General features: G+C 68.4%; 13 protein-coding genes. 9 read left to right on the forward strand and 4 right to left on the reverse strand.

The features are described 5' to 3' along the window. Positions 1–59: 59 nt before the first annotated feature. Positions 60–710, reverse strand: coding sequence for a DUF480 domain-containing protein (locus tag O0J73_RS11440; protein ID WP_197564314.1), 651 nt, complete (start codon positions 708–710; stop codon positions 60–62). 101 nt (positions 711–811) lie between these two features. Between O0J73_RS11440 and O0J73_RS11445 the strand changes: the two genes are divergently transcribed. The 5 genes from O0J73_RS11445 (at position 812) to plsB (ending at position 7365) form a co-directional block, all read left to right on the forward strand. Beyond that, entirely contained in the window at positions 812–1732 is a 921-nt protein-coding gene (locus O0J73_RS11445; RefSeq protein WP_197564315.1) for a 5'-nucleotidase, lipoprotein e(P4) family, read from the forward strand. Continuing rightward, a complete protein-coding gene (pyrF, locus tag O0J73_RS11450; RefSeq protein WP_004153432.1) occupies positions 1729–2454 on the forward strand; it encodes an orotidine-5'-phosphate decarboxylase in 726 nt (241 codons plus the stop codon). The genes O0J73_RS11445 and pyrF overlap by 4 nt, the downstream gene beginning before the upstream one ends. 219 nt (positions 2455–2673) lie before the next feature. After that, complete coding sequence (locus O0J73_RS11455; protein WP_308308735.1) at positions 2674–3495, forward strand: serine protease; 822 nt, start codon at positions 2674–2676, stop codon at positions 3493–3495. 280 nt (positions 3496–3775) lie between these two features. Further along, positions 3776–4729: a hypothetical protein gene (locus O0J73_RS11460; RefSeq protein WP_308308736.1), complete on the forward strand. Its 954-nt coding sequence runs from the start codon at positions 3776–3778 to the stop codon at positions 4727–4729. Further along, entirely contained in the window at positions 4729–7365 is a 2637-nt protein-coding gene (gene plsB / locus O0J73_RS11465; RefSeq protein ID WP_053448401.1) for a glycerol-3-phosphate 1-O-acyltransferase PlsB, read from the forward strand. Before O0J73_RS11460 ends, plsB begins: the two co-directional genes overlap by 1 nt. A gap of 100 nt (positions 7366–7465) precedes the next feature. Here plsB and O0J73_RS11470 read toward each other — a convergent pair whose 3' ends face one another. Beyond that, positions 7466–7669, reverse strand: a complete 204-nt coding sequence (locus O0J73_RS11470; RefSeq protein ID WP_004153435.1) for a YdcH family protein — start codon at positions 7667–7669, stop codon at positions 7466–7468. Positions 7670–7760: 91 nt separating this feature from the next. Between O0J73_RS11470 and ttcA the strand changes: the two genes are divergently transcribed. Genes ttcA through O0J73_RS11485 form a run of 3 tightly spaced genes read left to right on the forward strand, consistent with a single transcriptional unit; the run spans position 7761 to position 10462 of the window. Further along, positions 7761–8681, forward strand: coding sequence for a tRNA 2-thiocytidine(32) synthetase TtcA (ttcA, locus tag O0J73_RS11475; protein WP_197564318.1), 921 nt, complete (start codon positions 7761–7763; stop codon positions 8679–8681). A 36-nt stretch (positions 8682–8717) separates the two neighbouring features. After that, the gene (locus tag O0J73_RS11480; protein ID WP_004153441.1) at positions 8718–9623 is read left to right on the forward strand and encodes a recombination-associated protein RdgC; all 906 of its coding nucleotides are present in this window, start codon (positions 8718–8720) and stop codon (positions 9621–9623) included. Positions 9624–9682: 59 nt separating this feature from the next. After that, positions 9683–10462 (forward strand): SprT family zinc-dependent metalloprotease, encoded by a 780-nt coding sequence (locus O0J73_RS11485; RefSeq protein WP_004153446.1) that lies wholly within the window; start codon positions 9683–9685, stop codon positions 10460–10462. A gap of 332 nt (positions 10463–10794) precedes the next feature. Here O0J73_RS11485 and O0J73_RS11490 read toward each other — a convergent pair whose 3' ends face one another. Next, a complete protein-coding gene (locus tag O0J73_RS11490; protein ID WP_308308737.1) occupies positions 10795–11661 on the reverse strand; it encodes a methylglyoxal synthase in 867 nt (288 codons plus the stop codon). Positions 11662–11818: 157 nt separating this feature from the next. Here O0J73_RS11490 and O0J73_RS11495 point away from each other — a divergent pair, with 157 nt between their 5' ends. Further along, complete coding sequence (locus O0J73_RS11495; protein WP_197564320.1) at positions 11819–14230, forward strand: ATP-binding protein; 2412 nt, start codon at positions 11819–11821, stop codon at positions 14228–14230. On the opposite strand, the gene O0J73_RS11500 is transcribed toward O0J73_RS11495, so the two are convergent. Beyond that, positions 14216–15661 carry an FAD-dependent oxidoreductase gene (locus O0J73_RS11500; protein ID WP_197564321.1) on the reverse strand — a complete coding sequence of 482 codons (1446 nt, stop codon included), beginning with the start codon at positions 15659–15661 and terminating at the stop codon, positions 14216–14218. The two genes, O0J73_RS11495 and O0J73_RS11500, sit on opposite strands and share 15 nt — an antisense overlap. Positions 15662–15708 lie beyond the last annotated feature (47 nt).

Below are 15708 nucleotides of genomic sequence, written 5' to 3' on the forward strand. Positions count from 1 at the left end.
GGCCGGCATCACGGTGAACCAGGGTTGCCGGCCAGCGGTCGGCACTACCGGGCACAGCTTCAGCCGCGCAGTTCGGCCAGCTGCGCCTGCAGTTCGGCCACGGCCGCTTCCAGCTGTGCCACGCGCTCGGCCAGGCCCGGATCGGCTGCGTCGCTGCCACCGCCACTGCTGGCGAACTTCGCCGCCAGCGCTGCGCCGTCCACTTCGCCACACAGCAGGTGCATGTAGCGGTCTTCGCGCTGGCCACTGGCACGCGGCAGCACCACCAGCAGCGCGCGCTGCTGCAGGCGCTCGATGGCGTGTCGGGCTTCGTCGGTGTCGGCGAAACGGTGCAGGCGCTCGCTGCGCGAGACCAGCTCGCCCAGGGTCTGCGGCCCGCGCAGCAGCAGCAGCGCCAGCAGCACGGTCTGCTGCCGGGTCAGGTCCAGTGCGGCCTGCAGGCGGTGCTCGTAGCGGTCCGCGCGCGAGGAGAAGTGCTGGCGGGCCAGGCCCAATGCCTCCAGCTGGCGCAGCGCGTGCTGCACGCTGCCGGCGTCCACGTTCATCACCGGCTCGCGCGCGGTCTTCTGGTTGGCCGCCGACTGGGCGGCGTTGACCGTCAGCGGGTAGGTGTCCGGGGTGGTCGCCTCCTTCTCCACCAGGCAGCCCAGCAGGCGGGCCTGCACGGCGTCGAGCAGGGGAACGTCGGGGGTCTGGGCGGAATCGGTCATGGCGGCCTCCGGAAGGGCAACGGGTCAACCGCCAAGCATAGCCGTCCCGGCGGCGGCTTTGCCGGTAAAATGCGCCGGTATATCTGATTGCCGGTGAACCCATGCGTCGTCCCGTTTCCCTGTCCCTGACCCTGCTCGCCACCGCGGCACTGGGCCTGTCTGCCTGCAAGCGCGTGGATGCGCCTGCCGCCGAAGCCGCTGCCCCGGAGGCCCCGGCCGCCGCCAAGGCCGATGGCGCGCTTGATGCCACCGCCAATGACAATCTCAATGCCGTGCTGTGGATGCAGCGCGCGCAGGAGTACAAGGCGATCACCGAGCAGACCTACCGTGCCGCCGCCGACCACCTGGACGCGGCGCTGAAGGAAGCCCACTGGGACGCACTGGTGCCGGAGGAGCGCGGCAACGAGGCCAAGGGCCTGAAGCCGGCCGTGGTGCTGGACGTGGATGAAACCGTGCTGGACAACTCGCCCTACCAGGCGCGCCTGGTGCGCGATGGCAAGGAATACGACGAGCTGACCTGGGACCAGTGGGTGGCCGAGAAGAAGGCCAAGGCCATCCCCGGCGTGGTTGATTTCGCCAAGGCCGCCAACGCCAGGGGCGTGACCCTGCTGTACATCTCCAACCGCGCCGTGCACCTGAAGGACGCCACCCTGGCCAACCTGCGCGAGCAGGGCCTGCCGGTGGCCGACGACAGCGTGTTCCTCGGCCTGGGCACCGTGGTGCCGGGCTGCGAGCAGAACGGCAGCGAGAAGAACTGCCGCCGCCGCCTAGCCGGGCAGCAGTACCGCGTGCTGATGCAGTTCGGCGACCAGCTGGGCGACTTCGTGGAAGTGACCGCCAACACCAACGACGGCCGTGACGCGCTGCTGCAGCAGTACCACGACTGGTTCGGCGAGCGTTGGTGGATGCTGCCGAACCCGACCTACGGCGGCTTCGAGCCGGCGCAGTTCAACAATGACTACAGCCAGTCGCGGCAGGCCCGCCACGACGCCAAGCGCGCCGCCCTGGACTACGCACCGTGAGCCGCGCGCCACTGCCGCTGCGCGATGACGAGCGCCTGATCTTCGCGCTGGACGTGCCCGACCGCGTGCAGGCACTGGAGTGGGTCGATCGCCTCGGCGACAGCGTGGCGTTCTACAAGATCGGCATGGAACTGCTCGCCTCCGGCGAGTACTTCCAGGTGCTCGACGAACTGGCCCGGCGCGACAAGCGGGTGTTCGTCGACCTGAAGTTCTTCGACATCCCGGCCACCGCCGCGGCGGTGATCAAGCGGTTGTCGCAGTGGCCGGTCAGCTACGCCACCATCCACGGCTGGCATCCAGCGATGATGGAGGCCTGCGCGGCCGCCAACAGCAGCGACATGCGCCTGCTGGCGGTGACCGTGCTGACTTCGATGGGCCGCCCGGACCTGGCGCAGATGGGCATCGACCGCGAGCCGGTGGACGTGGTGGTCGAGCGCGCGCTGGCCGCCCAGGCGGCGGGCATCGATGGCGTGATCGCGTCGGGCCAGGAAGCTGCCCCGATCCGTGCCGCCACCGGCGCTGGATTCTCGATCGTCTGCCCGGGCATCCGCCCCGGCGGCCCGGTCGGCGATGACCAGAAGCGCACGGTCGGCGTGGCCCAGGCCTTTGCCGATGGCGCCGATGCGATCGTGGTCGGCCGTCCGATCCGCCTGGCCACCGATCCGCAGGCGGCGGCGCGGGCCATCCAGCAGGAAATCGCGTCGGCTCTGGCTGCGCGCTGAGGCAGTGGAGAACGCCGGTCACGCCGGCACTATGAACGCCATCGCGACCCGTGCGCGATGGCGTTCGCATTTGTGCGGCCACCACTGACGCAGACAGCGCATGGCGTGGAAACTGTGCGCGCGTTCGCCCTGTGAACGCCATCACTGCTTCCCAATCGATGCACCGGCACGGACCGCGGCCGTGCCGGTTCCAACCATCGATAGAGGAGTACAGGGATCATGTATCGCAGCACCTCTTTGTTCATCGGCCTGCTGTTGGCCGCGTCTGCCACACCTGCGATCGCCGCACCGCAGGTGCGCGAGGCACCGCGCATCATCGGCGGCGAAGCCGCCCAACCGGGCGAGTACCCGTTCATGGTCAGCATCCAGGGCGTCTTCGACGGCGACTCGGACCATGACCGCCATTTCTGCGGCGGCACGCTCATTTCACCGTCGTGGGTACTGACCGCCGCGCATTGCCTGCAGGGCGAGAATCCGACCGGCCTGGCGGTGCTGGCCGGCGAGGCCACGCTCTCCACCGAGGCCGCGTCGCGTGCCTCCAACGTCAAGGCAATCCACATCCATCCGGCCTTCAACAGCGGCAACTCACTGGAGCATGACGTCGCCCTGATCCAGCTCAGCGCGCCGCTGGCCGATGCGCAGCCGGTCGCCCTGCGGCTGCGGGCCGATGCGAGCTATCTCAAGCCGGGCCGCGAGTTCACCGTGATCGGCTGGGGCGACACCGACATCGGCGATGGCCGTGTCTATCCCACCCAGCTGCAGACGGTGCAGGTGCCGTTCGTGCCGTTCAACGAATGCCAGCAGGCCTACGGCGGTGAGCTGTCGAGCGGCAAGGTGATCTGTGCCGGCCGCGAGGGCATCGACAGTTGCCAGGGTGATTCCGGCGGGCCGCTGCTGCTGCGACTGCGCGAGGGCTGGACCCAGTTCGGCGTGGTCAGCTGGGGCGAAGGCTGCGCGCTGGCCGGCTATCCCGGCGTTTATGCCCGAATCGCCGAAAAACACGCCGTAGATTTCATTGAGGCGGTCTGGCAGCGCGATTGATTCAATAAAATCAAATACATATATCGCATTACGTGAAGTGTTGCCTTAACTTTCCGGGCAGCGTAGGATCGCCGCCATCCGGTCCTTGGACCGGACATGTGCCACAACACTGTCCTCCGGCCCCGTGCCGGCTTGAAGAGCCTGTGATCCCTGTGATCCCGGCTCTTTTTTTATGCTTTTCAGCGATTTGCATCCTCGGCTGTGGAAACCGTGACGGCCCGGCTTGCCGCTGTCACGTCGCAGGCCGCAAGATGCGGACCGGTCCGGGGAATCCGAATGCATGAGCGTGGCGGTGCGAGGAAGGTCTGCGCGTGGATGGGGGCTGGCGGCCATGCTGCTGCTGGCCGTGGCGGCGTGCCGCGAGTCTGGCAACGACCCGGCCAAGCCAGCGGCCGAGCCGGTGGCTGCGGTACAGGCGATGGCGTTGCGCCTGGCCGAAGACGATCTGGTCGGTTACGCCAGGCTGTCGGTACCGCCCAGCCAGTACCAGCGCCTGCAGCAGGCCTGGGCCGAGGGCCACAGCCAGTGGCCGCTGACCGAGCTGCCACTGGGCGACCAGCTGCTGCCGATGCTGGCCGCCCTGCGCAAGCCCAATGCCAGCACCGAACTGCAGCGCAGCTTCGACCGCCAGCTGGCCGGCCAGGCCGGTGCGGTGCGCCAGGCCGCACAGTCGATGGGCAACTTCGGCGTGCAGTACCTGCGCCACCAGAAGGGCTACACCCCCGGCCAGCAGGCGCATTACATTGCCCTGGTCGAGACCCTGGCGGCCTGGGCGCAGGGCGCACCGATCAGCGACCGCGCCCGTGCGCGCAGCACCATCGCCGCGCTGGTCGGCGCCGCCGGCAAGGTCGGCTTCGATGACGAGGCCGGCCTGCAGGCCGCGGGCATGGAAGGCAGCCTGCAGCAGCTGGCACCGTTCATCTATACCCTCAAGGCCGTGCTGGGCAGCTACGGGCTGGGCGTGGACGAAGCCCTGCGCAGCGTGCGTGGGGAACTGCTGTCGGTGGAAGGTGACAACGCGCTGGTGCGCCTGCACTACGACCTGGCAGGCCGCGAGATGAGCCTGCAGCTGCCACTGAGCCGGCGCGAGGGCCACTGGTACCTGACCCGCACCCTGGCCGACACCGACGCGCTGTTGCGCAAGGCCGATGCGGCCCGTGCCGACGCAGCGCCGGCCCCGGCCGAAGTCCCCGCCGAGGGCGGGGAAGCGGCAACGCCATCGCCTAAGCCATAATGGCGCCGATGTCGAAACAGAACCCGCTGCCGTTCCCCGGCGAAGAATCTCCGTCGACGCCCGCCGATACGGTGCCGGCGTCCCCCTCGACCGGTACCGGCCCGAACCCGGTACCGCCGCCGGCGCACGCGCGTTCGGCCGGCCGCCGCCCGCTGTGGGCGCGCCTGCTGGGCCGCCTGGTGGAGCCGTGGCTGTCGCTGAAGATCGAACCGGAAGACCCTGGCCAGTACAACGATGGCCGCCCGGTCATGTACGTGCTGGAAGACTATGGCCTGTCCAACGCGCTGATCCTGGACAAGGCCTGCCGCCAGGCCGGGCTGCCGTCGCCGCTGGTGCCGCTGGCCGGTGACCCGACCGGCCGCAAGCGCGCCTACCTGGCGCTGTCGCGACGCAGCTCCAGCAATTCGCTGATCCCCGAGCAGCGTGGCGCCAAGACCCACTCCGATTCGCTGGCCAAGGTGCTGCAGGCACATCGCGTGCGCGATGACCTGGACGTGCACCTGGTGCCGGTGTCGATCTTCGTCGGCCGCGCGCCAGACAAGCAGAGCGGCTGGTTCGCCGTGCTGTTCTCGGAAAACTGGGCACTGGTCGGCCGCTTCCGCCGCCTGCTGGCGGTGCTGCTCAACGGCCGCAGCACCATCGTCCGCTTCGCCCCGCCGATCTCGCTGCGCAGCACCGTGGACGAAGGCCTGGAGCCGGAGCGCACGGTGCGCAAGCTGCAGCGCGTGCTGCGCACCCATTTCCGCCGCATCCGTGAATCGGTGATCGGCCCCGACCTGTCGACCCGGCGCCTGCTGGTCGACCAGGTGCTGGCAGCCGAACCGGTGCGCGAGGCGATCGCCGCACAGGCCAAGCGCGACAATTCGAAGCCGGCCGATGCCTGGAAGAAGGCACATGCCTACGCCTGGGAAATCGCCGCGGACTATTCCAGCCCGGTGGTGCGCTCGGCCAGCTTCATGCTCAGCCACGTGTGGAACCGCATCTATGCCGGTGTGCTGGTGCATCACCTGGACAAGTTCAAGGCGGCTGCGCCGGGCCATGAAGTGGTGTACGTGCCCAGCCACCGCAGCCACATGGACTACCTGCTGCTGTCCTACCTGCTGTACGACCGCGGCATCGTGCCGCCGCACATCGTGGCCGGCATCAACCTGAACCTGCCGGTGGTCGGCACCCTGCTGCGCAAGGGTGGCGCGTTCTTCATCCGCCGCTCGATCCGCGGCAACGCGCTGTACTCGGCGGTGCTGAGTGAATACGTTGCACAGCTGGTGGCTGGCGGCTATTCGCTGGAGTACTTCGTCGAAGGTGGCCGCTCGCGTACCGGCCGCCTGCTGCAGCCCAAGGGCGGCATGATCTCGATGACGCTGCGCGCGTTCCTGCGCCAGCCGCGCAAGCCGGTGCTGTTCCAGCCCATCTACATCGGTTACGAGAAACTGATGGAAGGCGGCAGCTACCTGGACGAACTGTCCGGCCGGCCGAAGGAAAAGGAATCGATCTGGTCGCTGCTGTGGGGCATCCCCAAGGTGCTCAAGCAGAACTACGGCCAGGTGGTAGTGAACTTCGGCGAGCCGATCGCGCTGAACGATGTGCTGGCCGAGAAGGCGCCGGAGTGGAAGGGGGAAGCGGTCTCCGAGGACGAGAAGCCGGCCTGGCTGTCGACCACGGTGGACACGCTGGCCGAACGCATCCAGGTGCGTATCAACGGTGCCGCCGACGTCAATCCGATCAACCTGCTGGCGCTGGCCCTGCTGTCCACGCCCAAGCATGCGATGGGCGAGGCCGACCTGATCGCGCAGATCGAGCTGTGCAAGACCCTGCTGGTCGAAATGCCGTATTCGGACCGGGTGACGGTCACTCCGCACTCGCCGGAGCGGATCATCGCCCACGCCGAGGAAATCAACGTCCTCACCCGCATCAAGCACCCGCTGGGCGATGTGCTCAGCGTCAGCGGCGATACCGCGGTGCTGCTGAGCTACTTCCGCAACAACGTGGTGCACCTGTTCACCGCCTCCTCGTGGGTGGCCTGCTGCTTCCAGAACAACCGCCGCATGAGCCGTACCGGCCTGGTCCAGCTGGGCCGCACGGTGTACCCGTTCCTGCAGGCCGAACTGTTCCTGCCGTGGAGCGAGGACGAGTTCGCCCAGCGTATCGACCGGACCATCGATGTGTTCGTGCGCGAAGGCCTGCTGCAGAACGTCAACGATGACGACGGCGGCATCCTGGCGCGCAACACCGGGCAGACCGACGAAGTGTTCCGCCTGCGTGCGATCGGCCATTCGCTGCAGCAGGCGTTCGAGCGCTACTACATCGCCATTTCTGTGCTGGTGAAGAACGGCCCCGGCGTGCTCGGCGCGGCCGAGCTGGAAAGCCTGTGCCAGCAGGCGGCGCAGCGCCTGAGCCTGCTGTATGCACCGGCGGCACCGGAGTTCTTCGACAAGTCCCTGTTCCGCGGCTTCATCCAGAAGCTGCGCGAACTGCGGCTGGTGTGGCCGGACGAGAACAGCAAGCTGCTGTTCGACGAACGCCTGGATGCCTGGGCCAAGGATGCCAAGTTCATCCTCGGCCGCGAGCTGCGCCACACCATCGAGCGGGTCAGCCCGGAAGCGGCACGCCCGGACGAGGCTGCGCCGCAGGATTGACGGCAGGGCCGAGGGTTGCCCGGCGAACGGCATGCCAACCAAGGTTGGCCCCCACCAAAGCAGTAGGCCAACCAAGGTTGGCCCCCATCCGAACCCGGCGTCAGGCCGGCTCGTCGGGAATCTGCAGGCTTTCCAGCCGGGCGATGCAGTCCTTCAGCTGCAGCTTGCGACGCTTCAGGCGCTTGGACTCCAGCTCGTCCTCGCCGTTGGCGGCCATGCGGGTGATCTGTTCATCCAGCAGGCGGTGCTCGGCGCGCAGGGCGGCGAGGTGCTCGACGATCTCGGCGGGGCTGTAGGTGTCCACAGCCTACGAGCATACACAGCGATGATGACTGCCGGGAGAGGGGAGCCCCTCGGCCCGGCCGCGGCGGCTCCGAGCCGTTAGAATGGAGCCCATGAGTGCCGTGATTTCCCTTCCCGATCCCCCGCCCCGCGCCGCCCGCGATCCGCGCGTGGCCGAGCGCGAGCAGCACAAGCTGGCCAAGCGCCTGCGCCGCCAGGTGGGCGAGGCGATTGCCGACTTCGGCATGATCGAGGCCGGTGACAAGGTCATGGTCTGCCTGTCCGGTGGCAAGGACAGCTACACCCTGCTGGACGTGCTGCTGCAGCTGCAGAAGAAGGCGCCGGTGCCGTTCGAGCTGGTGGCGGTGAACCTGGACCAGAAGCAGCCGGACTTCCCCGAGCACGTGCTGCCGGAGTACCTGGCCGGGCTGGGCGTGCCGTACCACATCATCGAACAGGACACCTATTCGGTGGTCAGCCGGGTCATTCCGGAAGGCAAGACCATGTGTTCGCTGTGCTCGCGCCTGCGTCGTGGCGCGCTGTACAACTATGCCGAGACCCACGGTTTCACCAAGATCGCGCTGGGCCATCACCGCGACGACATGGTGGCCACGTTCTTCATGAACCTGTTCCACCACGCCAAGCTGTCGGGCATGCCGCCGAAGCTGCGCAGCGATGACGGCAGGCACGTGGTGATCCGGCCGCTGGCGTACGTGCGCGAGAGCGACATCGTCGAGTACGCGCAGGCACGCCAGTTCCCGATCATTCCCTGCAACCTGTGCGGCAGCCAGGAGAACCTGCAGCGCCGCCAGGTCGGCCTGATGCTCCGGCAGTGGGAGAAGGACCACCCGGGCCGCATCGAGCAGATCGCGCGTGCCATGGGCGAAGTGCGGCCCTCGCAGCTGGCCGATACCACCCTGTTCGACTTCATGGCGCTGGGCCGTCGCGACGACGCGCCGCTGCCCGACGCCCATGCCTGGCTGGCCGGCTCCCCGGCCGACGCCGACGCAGATCCCGAGACGCCCGCCATTTAAGGTCGGTCGCCCTTCCTCTTTGCCATCCGGAATTCCATGTTCTTTCGCAACCTGACGTTCTTCCGTTTCCCGACCGCCACCGATTTTTCCGAAGTCGACACCCTGCTGCCGCACGCCCTGCTGAAGCCGGTCGGCGCGCTGGAAATGAATTCGCGCGGCTTCATCTCGCCGTTCGGCCGCGAGGAGAAGGAACTGCTCTCCCACCGCATCGCCGAGCACCTGTGGCTGACCGTGGGCGGTGAGGACAAGATCCTGCCGGCGGCGGTGGTCAACGACCTGCTCGAGCGCAAGCTGGAGGAGATCGAGGAAAAGGAAGGCCGTCGCCCGGGCGGGCGCGAGCGCAAGCGCATGAAGGACGACCTGCTGCATGAACTGCTGCCGCGCGCCTTCGTGAAGTCCTCGCGCAATGACGCCTTCATCGACCTGCAGCACGGTTATGTCGCGGTGGATACCTCCAGCCGCAAGACCGGCGAATACTTCATGTCCGACATCCGCGGCCTGCTCGGCAGCTTCCCGGCGATGCCGCTGAATGCCGAAGTCGCGCCGCGCTCGATCCTGACCGGCTGGATTGCCGGCGAGCCGCTGCCGACCGGGCTGAGCCTGGGCGAAGAGTGCGAGATGAAGGACCCGGTGGAGGGCGGCGCGGTGGTCAAGTGCCAGCACCAGGAGCTGCGCTGCGACGAGATCGACAAGCACCTGGACGCCGGCAAGCAGGTGACCAAGCTGGCGCTGATCTTCGAAGACAACCTGTCGTTCGTGATCGGCGACGACCTGATCGTGCGCAAGCTGAAGTTCCTCGACGGTGCCCTGGACCAGCTGGAGCACGCCGACGAAGACGGCCGCCGCGCCGAGTTCGACGCCCGCTTCGCCCTGCAGAGCGCCGAGATCCGCCGCCTGTTCCTGTTGCTGGAAGAAGCCTTCAAGCTCAGCAAGGCTGACTGAACAGGCACTGCGTGGGCCGCCGGTCATCCAGCGGCCCGAAGCGGCGCTATGCTGGCGCCATGAGCCGCCTGTTGCGCCGCCTGATCTCACCCGCTCCGCCCGCCACCGTGCAGCGTGACACCGTCCGCCTGCGCCTGGAGGATGCCGAGATCGAGGTGCTGCGCGTGCGCGATCCGCGCGCACGCCGGATCAAACTGAGCGTGGACGAGCGTGGCGCACGCTTGACCCTGCCGCCGCGCGCCAGCCTGGTGATGGGCGAGCGATTCCTGGAACAGCACCGCGACTGGTTGGCGCTGCAGCTGCGCCAGTACCAGGGCCACGGCCTGCCGGCGCCGCTGCAGCCGGGCGAAGCCGGTGTGCTGCCGTTGCGCGGCGAACTGTTGCCGCTGCGTTGGCAGGAAGGCCGCTATGCGCGCCTGGAGATCGACGCGCACGGCGCCTGCGTGCAATGGCCGAACCGTGGCGGCGATGCCACCCTGCGCCGCCTGCTGCGCGAATTCTACGAAGCCCAGACCCGTGCCGATGTCGGCCGCTGGCTGCCGAAGTACCTGCCCACCCTGCCGCGCGCGCCGAGCCGCCTGCGGCTGAAGGTGATGTCCTCGCAATGGGGCTCGCTGGCCCCCGACGGCAGCATGGCGCTGGACCTTGCGCTGGTGCTGGGGCGCCCGGAAGCGTTCGAGTACGTGCTGGTGCACGAACTCTGCCACCTGATCCAGCCCAACCACTCGCCCGCGTTCTGGCATGAAGTGGAACAGCGCTTCCCCGCCTGGCGCGAACAGCGCGACTACTTCCAACTGGAAGGGCGCAGACTGAAGGCCATGCTACGCCAGCTGTTGTAGAGCCGAGCCGATGCTCGGCCAACGCGCGCAGCGCGGGGTTCCAGTCATCTCGTTGAAGAGCAGCCGAGCATGGCCCGGCTCTACAGAAGAGCGCGCGCAGCGCGCGACCCGCTCCTGCTCTTCTTTCTTTCTTCCGTGGCTGGGCACGCACGGAAACTGTCTGAGGCCGGGCGGGTGAGCCATGCAGGGGCGTTGGCGCCATGGATGGCGCCATCGAGCTTACAGGGATGTACTTGCAGCGTCCCCTGCATGGCTCACCCGCCCGGCCCAGCACGGCTTTGCCTTCAGATACCGCCAGCCACGAGGGGCTCAGCCGTTGGCCGAAACCTCCATCACCCCACCCGCAGCGCCGCCGCCGCCGCCCAGCGTGCCGCCACCCGCGGCGCGGTAATGCACACCGCCTGGTCGGTCACCGTGGTCACCGCGCGCTCCAGCAGCTGGATGTCCGCCTCGTGCTGGCGCGCCACATGCGGGTCCTCGAAGAAGATCGCGCGCTGGCAGCGCCCTTCCAGCACGCGGTCGGCAATCTGCGCATCACCGCCCATCGGGCCGCTCTGGTAGCGCGTCACCCACGGCGTGTCACTGGGCCAGCCGCGGCTCCAGGCCAGTTCGTTCAAGCGCTGCCCGGTGGTGCCCGTCGCCACGCGCTCGCCGAATCGCGCCAGTACCGCGAAGTGCTCGTCGGCGAAGGCCAGCATCGCCGGCTTCATCGCATCGTGCGCGATCAGCGCCAACGTCTGCCCTTCGAACGCATGCAGATCGTCGGCACCGGGATCGCTTGGCAGCCCGGCATGCACACGCTCCACCTCCACCCAGTCGCGCGCAGTGGCTACGGTCGAAATGAACGGCTTGCCGTGGATCACGCACTGTCGTTTCAGCGCCGTCGCTTCCGGAAACACCGATGACGGATCGACCGGATCGATCAGATAGATCGCGCCATCCAGCGTCCGTTCCGGGCCCATGCCGACCACCTCGGCCACCAGCTTCATCAGGCCGCCTTCGCGTCCGTAGGGATAGCGGTGCAGGCCGTCGTACCCGGCCAGGAATCCCTGTCGCCCGATCGCGTCATGGGTGCGGCCGACCGCGTGCAGCGACACCCCCAGTTCGCGCAGTCCGGGCTCGCTGGCACGCAACCAGCGGAACAGGGCCGCACGCACGTCGTGATGGTGGAGACGGTTGGCAGCCAGGCCGATGCGCATCAAGAGCTCCGCAGATACGGGTGAAAGCGGCAGTGTATGTCGCCATTCCCCGTTCTGGATGTTTTTACAACTTTCTTCATTGCTGCCTGCTGACACGTCGCTAGCGTGGCAGGCAGCGGTACCGCTGCGCGGCCGTTTCTCCCGCCGGCGAATGAGGATGCCTGCCGTGAACGTCGTTGGGTTTCCTGCCGCTGCCGTGATGGCATGCCTGCTGCTGCCAGCCACCACCTCCGCACGTTGCGGGTCGCCGCTGCGTATCGCCTGGCCATCCGACCGCACGCCGTTGTCCGCCAGCGTGCAGGGGCAGGCGAACGGACCCGATGCGGACTACCTGGCGCTGCTGGGTGCCCAGCGACCCTTGCAGCCACAACCGTTGCTGGCCGCTGCGGTGGCCGAGGGCAGGGTGCCCGACGGCATCCAGGCGCTGCTGGGCTGGCCCCGTTCGCAACTGCCCCCGGGCTGGGTGGCCAGCGCTCCCTACCTGCAGCTGCCGCAGGTGATCGTACGGCGCCGGGATGCGCCACCGGTGCTGGGAATAGGGGCGCTGCGCGGACGCACCGTGGCCAGTCCGGACCCCGAGCCGTTGGCCGCGATGCTGGCCGAACAGGCACCGGGCGCACAGCTGCTTCCCCCGGCACCGCTCGATGACGCGCTCTCGCTGCTGGGCACCGGCCTGGTCGATGCGGTGATCGCCAATCTGGGTGAGGTCGAGGCTGCCCTGCGGCGCTACCGGGGAGATCCACTGGTCGTCGCTGCACCGGCCGGTTTCGACGATGCGCTCGTGCTGGCCACGGTGCCAGCCTGTGCGGGCATCATCGAACCGTTCGAGCAGGCCGTGTCCAGTTTGAGTGGCGCACGACGCCAGGCAATGCGTGCGGCCTGGTTGCCGGCGGTGCCGCGAAGCCAGTCGTCACTTTCAGCTCTGCACTGGCTGGTGCCGTCCTCGCTGATCCTGCTGGCGCTCGCGCTGGTGTACGCGTTCGGCTATTGGCGCGTGCACCGCGAAAGCGAGCGCCGCCGCGTGGCCGCCCAGCGGCTGCAGGAGGTGACCTCGAATCTGCCGGCGGTGGTGTTCCAGGCGCGTCGCTCGGCAGAAGGCCACTACAGCATTCCGCAGATCGCAGGGGATGTGCATGCGCTGTTCGGGATCAGCGTCGAGACCGCGTTGATCGATCATCGGCGTCTGCTGGCCGCGGTCCACCCCGACGATCATGCGCGGTTGACGGAAGCGGTCGACGCGGCCGCGCTGGCGCGTGAGCCGATCGATGTCCTCTTCCGGACGCAGTCGCCGCAGGGCTGGCGTTGGGTGCATTCGCATGGACGACCGCTGCCGCGTGGCGGCGACGGCATCGAGTGGAGCGGCTACTGGATGGATGTCAGCGAAGTGCAGTCTCGCACCCTTGCGCTGGCACAGGCCCGACGCGAGGCCGAGCAGGTGGCGCTGGCCAAGACCCACTTCCTGGCGACGATGAGCCACCAGATCCGTACGCCGATGAGCACCCTGCTGGGGATGCTGGAACGGTTGGCCGACAGCGACCTGGATGCGCGCCAGCAGCAGGTGCTTGCCACGGTGGTCGATGCGGCGAGGATGCTGCGGCAGATCCTCGACGATGTGCTGCACAGCCAGCGCCTGCAGCCTGCGCCCTTGCAGCTGCGGCCCACCAATCTGGCGGCGATGCTGCGGGCAGTGCAGCAGCTGCTGATGCCTGTTGCGGCCAGCCGGGGCCTGCACCTCCGCATCGAACTTGATCCGGCGTTGCAGCCCGGGCTGCTTGCTGATGGCCTGCGCCTGCGCCAGATCCTGTTCAATCTTGCCGGCAACGCGCTGAAGTTCACCGAGCAGGGGAGCGTGGAACTGCAGGTGCGGGTGCTGCAGCACTTGGAGGATGGCCAGCGGCTGCGCCTGCAGGTGAGCGACAGCGGTGTGGGCATCAGTCCGGAACGGCAGCAGGCGGTGTTCGCCGCCTACACCCAGGCCGAGACGTCGACGACGCGCCGCTTCGGCGGAAGTGGCCTGGGCTTGGCGATCTGCCGCGAACTGGCGGCGTCGATGGGCGCCGAACTGCAGCTGCGCAGCAGGCCCGGCGAGGGCACGACGGTGTGGATGGAGCTGGACCTGGCCGCCTGCGAGCGGCCTGCGGAGGCCTCACCGCCGCCGGCCGCGGCGGTGCCGGCGCTGCCGCCCGCCTGGGTGCTGGTGGCCGAAGACCATCCCACCAACCTGCACCTGCTGGAGCAGCGCCTGCGCGGCCTGGGGCTGCATGTGCATGCCTGCACGGATGGCCGCAAGGCCCTCGAGGCCTGGCAGGCGTGGCCGTTCGATCTGGTGATCACCGACTGCCACATGCCTGACATGGACGGATTCACGCTGGCGCGCGCGATCCGCGCCGATGCCTGTGCAGCCCGTGCGCGGGTTCCGATCATCGCGCTCACCGCCAGCGTGCTGGACAGGACACGCGAGGCCTGCCGCGACGCCGGCATCGAGCATTTCCTGGCCAAGCCGGTGGAAGCGCCGTCGCTGCACGCGCTGCTGGCCGTACTGCTGGTACCGGACTCAAACCGCCAGTAGGCGCACGATGCTGGCGGCAGCGTCGCGGCCTTCGGCCACGGCGGTCACCACCAGGTCGGCGCCGCGCACCGCATCGCCGCCGGCGAACAGGCGCGGATGCGCGGTCTGGAATGGCAGGCGGTCCTTGCCACCGGCCACGATTCGGCCGTTCGACCGGCCTTCCACGCCGTGCTCGGACAACCACGCCGGCAGCGTCGGCGAGAAGCCGAAGGCAATGATCACCACGTCCGCTTCCAGCAGCGATTCGCTGCCCTCGATCGGCACCGCGTTCTGGCGGCCGTTTGCATCGGGCTCGCCCAGCCGGGTCTCGACTACGGTCACGCCGATCACTTCATCATCGGCACCGGCTTCGATCGACAGCGGTTGTCGGTTGAACAGGAAGCGCACGCCTTCCTCGCGCGCGTTGGCCACCTCGCGGGCGCTGCCGGGCATGTTGGCCTCGTCGCGGCGGTAGGCACAGGTGACCTTGGCCGCGCCCAACCGTACCGCACTGCGCACGCAGTCCATGCCGGTGTCGCCACCACCGAGCACCACCACGCGCTTGCCGTTGAGATCGGGCAGGGCGATGGTGTCTTCCCAGCCAGCGATCGGCCGGCCCTTCGGATCGTCGCCGCCGACAATCCGGCTGTTCTGCACCAGGAACGGCAGCGCCGGCAGCACGCCCTTCAGGTCCTGGCCGTCGAGGCCACCGTCGGTGTAGCGGTAGGCCCCGGTGCCGACGAACACCGCATCGTGGGTGTCCAGCAGCTGCTGCACACTGACATCGCGGCCGATCTCCACGCCGAGGCGGAACTGCACGCCCATGCCTTCCAGTACTTCGCGGCGGCGGTGGATCACGTCCTTGTCCAGCTTGAAGCTGGGAATGCCGAACTGCAGCAGGCCACCGATCTGTTCATAGCGGTCGTAGACCACGGCGGTGATGCCGGCGCGGGCCAGACGGTCGGCGCAGGCCAGGCCGGCCGGGCCGGCACCGATCACCGCCACGCTGTGGCCGGTCGGCTGCACGGCACCCAGATCCGGGCGCCAGCCGCTGGCCAGCGCGGTATCGACGATGTACTTCTCCACCGCGCCGATGGTGACCGCGCCGAATTCCTCCAGCGTGCAGCTGCCTTCGCACAGGCGGTCCTGCGGGCAGACGCGGCCGCATACTTCCGGCAGCGGGTTGGTGCTGTGGCACAGCGTGGCGGCTTCGTGGATGCGGTTCTCCTGCACCAGCTGCAGCCACTGCGGGATGGCGTTGTGCACCGGGCACTTCCAGCTGCAGTAGGGGTTGCCGCAGTCCAGGCAGCGGCCGGCCTGGTACTGGGCGTCTTCCTTGCCGAACTTGCCGTACAGCTCGCCCCAATCGCCGGAGGTGCGCAGTTCCACCGGGATGCGCTGCGGCATGGTGCGGGGCAGGTCGAGGAACTGGAAGGCGTGCTTGCGGCTCATGGCGGGCTCTTTGATGTTTTCCGGTTGCCGGCCAGCGGCCGGCACTA

This window comes from Stenotrophomonas sp. Sm6012, from assembly GCF_030985895.1.
GTDB lineage: Bacteria > Pseudomonadota > Gammaproteobacteria > Xanthomonadales > Xanthomonadaceae > Stenotrophomonas > Stenotrophomonas forensis.